The sequence below is a fragment of the Streptomyces sp. NPDC005574 genome, from assembly GCF_040605435.1.
Lineage (GTDB): Bacteria > Actinomycetota > Actinomycetes > Streptomycetales > Streptomycetaceae > Streptomyces.
Map to the genome: position 1 here is coordinate 1 of NZ_JBEXCW010000210.1, position 4,998 is coordinate 4,998.

Below are 4,998 nucleotides of genomic sequence, written 5' to 3' on the forward strand. Positions count from 1 at the left end.
CTCCGGCTCCGGCTCCGGCTCCGGCTCCGGCTCCGGCTCCGGCTCCGGCTCCGGCTCCGGCTCCGGCTCCGGAGGGATGTCCTCGCGGGATGAGGTGCTGAAACGGGAGATCACCCGCGCGAAGACGCTCCACGTCGAGGAGCCCAGCCCGCACATCGACTGGGCGAGCGGCAAGGTGACACTGCTGACCGACCCCACATCCTGGCCACCGGTGGATCGGCCGAGGCGGGCGGCGGTGTCCGCGTTCGGGGCCGGCGGGACAAACGCCCACCTGATCCTCGAAGGGGTCGAAGCCGAACCTCCCGCGTCAGTGGCGTCCCCCGGACCGGTTCCTTGGATCCTGTCGGCCAAGAGCGCGGAAGCGCTGCGCGTGCAGGAGGACCAGCTCCGCAACCACACCATCAGCCACCAAGAGCTTGACCCGCTCGATGTCGGCTGGACCCTGGCAATGGGCCGTGCGGCGTTCGCGCACCGCTCGGTGCTGCTGCCACACGGCCCTATCCGGGGCACAGCGGCGTCTCAAGACGAGCGCCGCCCCGTGTTCGTCTTCCCCGGCCAGGGATCGCAGTGGCTGGGGATGGCACGTGACCTGCTCCACACCGCTCCCGTGTTCGCGGCAGAACTGCGCGAATGCTCCCAGGTCATCGAGCCGCTGGCGGGCTGGTCCGTGGAGGACGTCCTACGCCACGGCGAACCGGAAGGCGCCGACGCCATCCAGCCGGTGCTCTTCGCCGTGATGGTGGCACTGGCCGCCTGGTGGCGCTCTTTCGGAGTCGAGCCCGAGGCCGTCGTCGGCCATTCGCAGGGCGAGGTCGCGGCAGCGTATGTCGCCGGCGCCCTCTCGCTTCAAGACGCGGCTCAGGTCGTCGTGGCCCGCAGCCAGATGGCGGCTCGGCTGGACGGGCGGGGCGCCATGGCGTCAATCTTCCTGCCTGAGCGGGAGCTCAGGCCACGCCTGGTCGACGGAGTGGGGGTAGCGGCGGTCAACGGACCGGACTCCGTCGTGGTATCCGGCGACCGGGAAGCGGTCGAGCGGCTAGTCGCCGAGTGCGTGGCAGACGGCATCGAGGCGCATTTGGTGCGGGGCACCCACTTCGCGTCACATTCGCCGCAGATCGAAGCAGTGCGCGACGACCTGTTGTCCGCCGTGTCCAGCATCCGCCCACGCGGCAGCGCGATCCCGTTCTACTCCACAGTCACCGGCGGCCGCCTGAACACCACCGAACTGGGCCCCGACTACTGGTACCGCAACCTGCGCCAGACCGTCCGCTTCGAAGAAGCCATCAGAGAACTGCTCTCCGCAGGATGCGGCGCATTTGTCGAAATCAGCCCGCACCCAATCCTGCGCGCGCCACTTGAGCGGCTCCTGGACGCCACCGACCGGCAGGAAGTCTTCGTCGGTGGGTCGCTGCAGCGCGACGACGGCACCGTCGAACGCTTCCTCTCCTCGGTCGCGCAAGCCTGGGTGAACGGAGTCGCCGTGAACTGGGCCGCCGCCCTGCGCGGCGGGCGCCTAGTCGACCTGCCGACCTACCCCTTCCAACGACAGCGGTACTGGCTGGCCCCGGGGCCGGCCCCCAAGGACCGCGATCACCCCCTTCTGAGCAGGATCGTCGAACTAGCGGACGGCGGAAGCGTCGTGGGCACCGGGCAGCTCTCGCCGGCGGACCAGAGCTGGCTCGCCGACCACGCGGTCGGGGAGAGCACGCTGCTGCCAGGCACCGCTTTCATCGAGGTGGCCATGGCCGTCGGCGCCCAGGGCGGCTGCAGTCAGATCGAAGAACTGGCCGTCCACACCCCGCTCGTCCTCAACCCGGACACGCCCGTCGAACTGCAGGTCATCGCTGAAAGCACCACAGATCAGGGCCGACGGCCCGTCCGGGTGTACGCCCGGGCCGCGAGTGATGAGTCATGGAGTGAGCATGCCTGCGGCACCCTCGTCCAGGGATCGCCGCGTCAGGAGCCTCCGCTGTCCTGGCCGCCCGACGACGCACAGCCTCTGGACGTCACCGGCTTCTACGACCGGGCCGCGCACGCCGACTACCACTACGGCCCCGCGTTCCGCTGCTTGCGCGCGGCATGGCAGGCCGGTGACCAGCTGTACGTCGACGCAGTGGTGCCCTCCAGCCTCGAGGACGACGCCCGGCACTACCTGCTGCACCCGGCCCTGCTGGACGCCGCGGTGCACGCCACGCTCCTCGTCTCCGGCCTGGACGGCGAGCCGGTCCGCCTGCCCTTCGCGTGGGGCGGTGTGACGGTGGACAAACCCGGGATGACCAGGCTCCGGGCGCGGCTGGACCTGAGCGGGACGGAAACGATATCGCTGACCGGCTACGACCCGGCCAGTGGCGACATCGTGGTGTCGGCAGAGTCGATGACCACCCGCCCGGCGCCGACCGGGCTGGGCCGGGACCAGCTGTTCCGCATCGACTGGGCAGCTCCTGGGAACACCAGATCAGCACCAGCGGCGCCAAGCACCGTGGAGCGGTTCGTGTGTCCGCCCACGGCGCAGTCCATGGATGTCCCCACCGCGGTGAGGGAGATCAGCACCCAGGCGCTCCAGCGCATCCAGGCCCACCTGGCGAGTTCCTCGTCGAAGCTGCTCGTGACAACACGTGGCGCGGTCTCTACAACCGTCGAGGAGGCCGTGCGGGATCTGTCCCAGGCAGCGGTATGGGGACTTGTGCGGGCCGCGCAAGGCGAACACCCGGAGCGGTTCATCCTCCTCGACCTCGACGAGACGGGCGACGGGAGCGACGTCCTGGACGAGGCACTGGCATGCGATGAGCCCCAACTGGCCGTGCGCGGGGGGCGGCTGCTGGTCCCCAGGCTCACCCCTGCCATGGCGGGGACGAACCAGCGGCCGTGGGATCCCGAGGGCACCGTGTTGATCACCGGTGGCACCGGAGCCCTGGGACGGCTCCTCGCGCAACACCTGGTGACCACGCACGGCGTCCGGCATCTGGTCCTGGCAAGCCGGCGGGGAGAAACGGCCTGGGACGCCTCGGAACTGGACGCCGACGTGTCGGTCGTCGCCTGCGATGTCGCCGACAGGGATCAGCTCGCGCGTCTGGTCGAGTCCATCGACGCCCGCCGACCGCTGACCGGTGTGGTGCACGCCGCCATGGTCCTCGACGACGGCGTCGTACAGGCCCAGACACCGGAACGCCTCGCCGCGGTGCTCCGGCCCAAGGTGGACGCCGCCTGGCACCTGCACGAGCTGACCAAGCACCGGGATCTGACCACGTTCGTAATGTTCTCCTCCATCGCCGGCGTGATCGGCAACCCAGGACAGGCAACCTACGCCGCCGCCAACAGTTTCCTCGACGCCCTGGCCACCCACCGGCGCGCGCAGGGACTGCCCGCCCAGTCGCTCGCCTGGGGACTGTGGGCGGACACCCAGCTGCCCCAGGAGACCCTGTCCAGGCTCCAGGACGGCGGGATGCTACCCATGACGGCCACCGAAGGTCTCGCGCTGCTGGACAACGCACGCGCAAGCGACGAGACCGTCCTAGTGCCCGCCCCCATGAACCTACGAAGGATCCAGACAGCGCCACCGGCACTGCTGCGAGACCTGGTCACACGACGCTATGGGCACCAACCAGAGCCCACTCACGGCGATCTGCTCGCCGTCGTGCGCGCCCACGCGGCGGCTGTCCTCGGACTCGACAGCGGTGATCAGATCGAATCCGACCGAATGCTCAGAGAGTTCGGGATCGACTCGCTCACCTCGCTTCAACTGCGCAACAGGCTCAGCGAAACCACCGGGCTTCGACTGCCGGCCACCCTCGTCTTCAACCATCCAACCTCCGCGGATCTCGCCGCCCACCTGGCCGTACTACTTGAGCAGGAATCATCCACAACCGCGCTGCCGGCATCCCCGGACACTGCCGTGCTGGCTCGGTTCGACGAAGCGCTGCGGCACGGCTCGGTCCCCGAAGCCATCGCCCTGGCACAAACCGCCTCCCGTCTCCGCGCCACATACAGCAATCCCGCTGAAGCGGACCCCATGCCCGAGCCCGTCCTCCTCACCCGCGGCACGAAAACGCCGGACGTCATCTGCCTCCCCTCCGTGCTTGCCCTGGCGGGAGTCCACCAGTACGATCTCCTCGCGGCAGAATTCACGGGCAGCCACGCCGTAAAGGTCATACCGGCACCGGGCTATTCCACCGGCCAGCCGCTCCCGGAGACCCTCGCAGCGCTTGTGGCTACGCACGCCGCTACCATTGCCGCCCAGCAGAGCAGAGATTTCATCTTGCTCGGCCATTCCTCTGGCGGATGGATCGCAAGCGCCGTGACCGCCGAACTGGAGCAGCGGGGGACCCCGCCCAGCGCACTCATCCTGATCGACACCTACCATCCGGATCACGAAACGCTCGATGGCGTCCTGTCAGCGGCCATCCCAAGCCTGCTGGAACGCGGCCGCGATCTCGTAGACGACACCTGGATCACTGCCATGGGCGGCTACCTGCGGCTCTTTGCGCACTGGACCCCCGAACCAGTCACCACACCCACACTGCTCATACGCGCCGCCGACCCGATGAAAACCATGTCGGTCGATGTCGACTGGCGGGCGCACTGGCCGGCCGCTCAAACGGTGACAGAAGTTCCGGGCGACCACTTCACGATCCTGGAAGACGACGCCGCGGCCACCGCGCAGACCATCCGCACCTGGCTGACGGACGGCATTGTCAGGTTGAGTGATTCCTCGGGGGTGTGACCCGGTTCGGGACCACGGCCCCGGCGTAGTTGTCCCTTGAGTGGTTCTGCCCCGTTTTGATGTGGCTAGTTGCAGGGGTCGCGTCCTCGGGGCGGTGGAAAAGCTCGACGAGGGGTTCCGTGGGGTTGATGTTACGCGGCCTTGGTGAGTGACACGCGGGCTGGCGTGGCGAGGTGGATCACTGGTGGCGTCCTCGGAGCGGTGTAAAAGGCTCGACGAGGGAGGTTCCGGTCTGTGATGTTACGCGGCCTCGGGGAGGGGCGGGATGTCGGGTGCGG

The 4,998-nt window shown here is 68.8% G+C and carries 1 protein-coding gene; it reads left to right on the plus strand.

Translation table 11 applies throughout. From position 1 onward, the window contains the following. Window positions 1–76 precede the first annotated feature (76 nt). Window positions 77–4,720 (plus strand): type I polyketide synthase, encoded by a 4,644-nt coding sequence (locus ABZT03_RS43015; RefSeq protein WP_356049614.1) that lies wholly within the window; start codon window positions 77–79, stop codon window positions 4,718–4,720. Window positions 4,721–4,998: the final 278 nt, after the last annotated feature.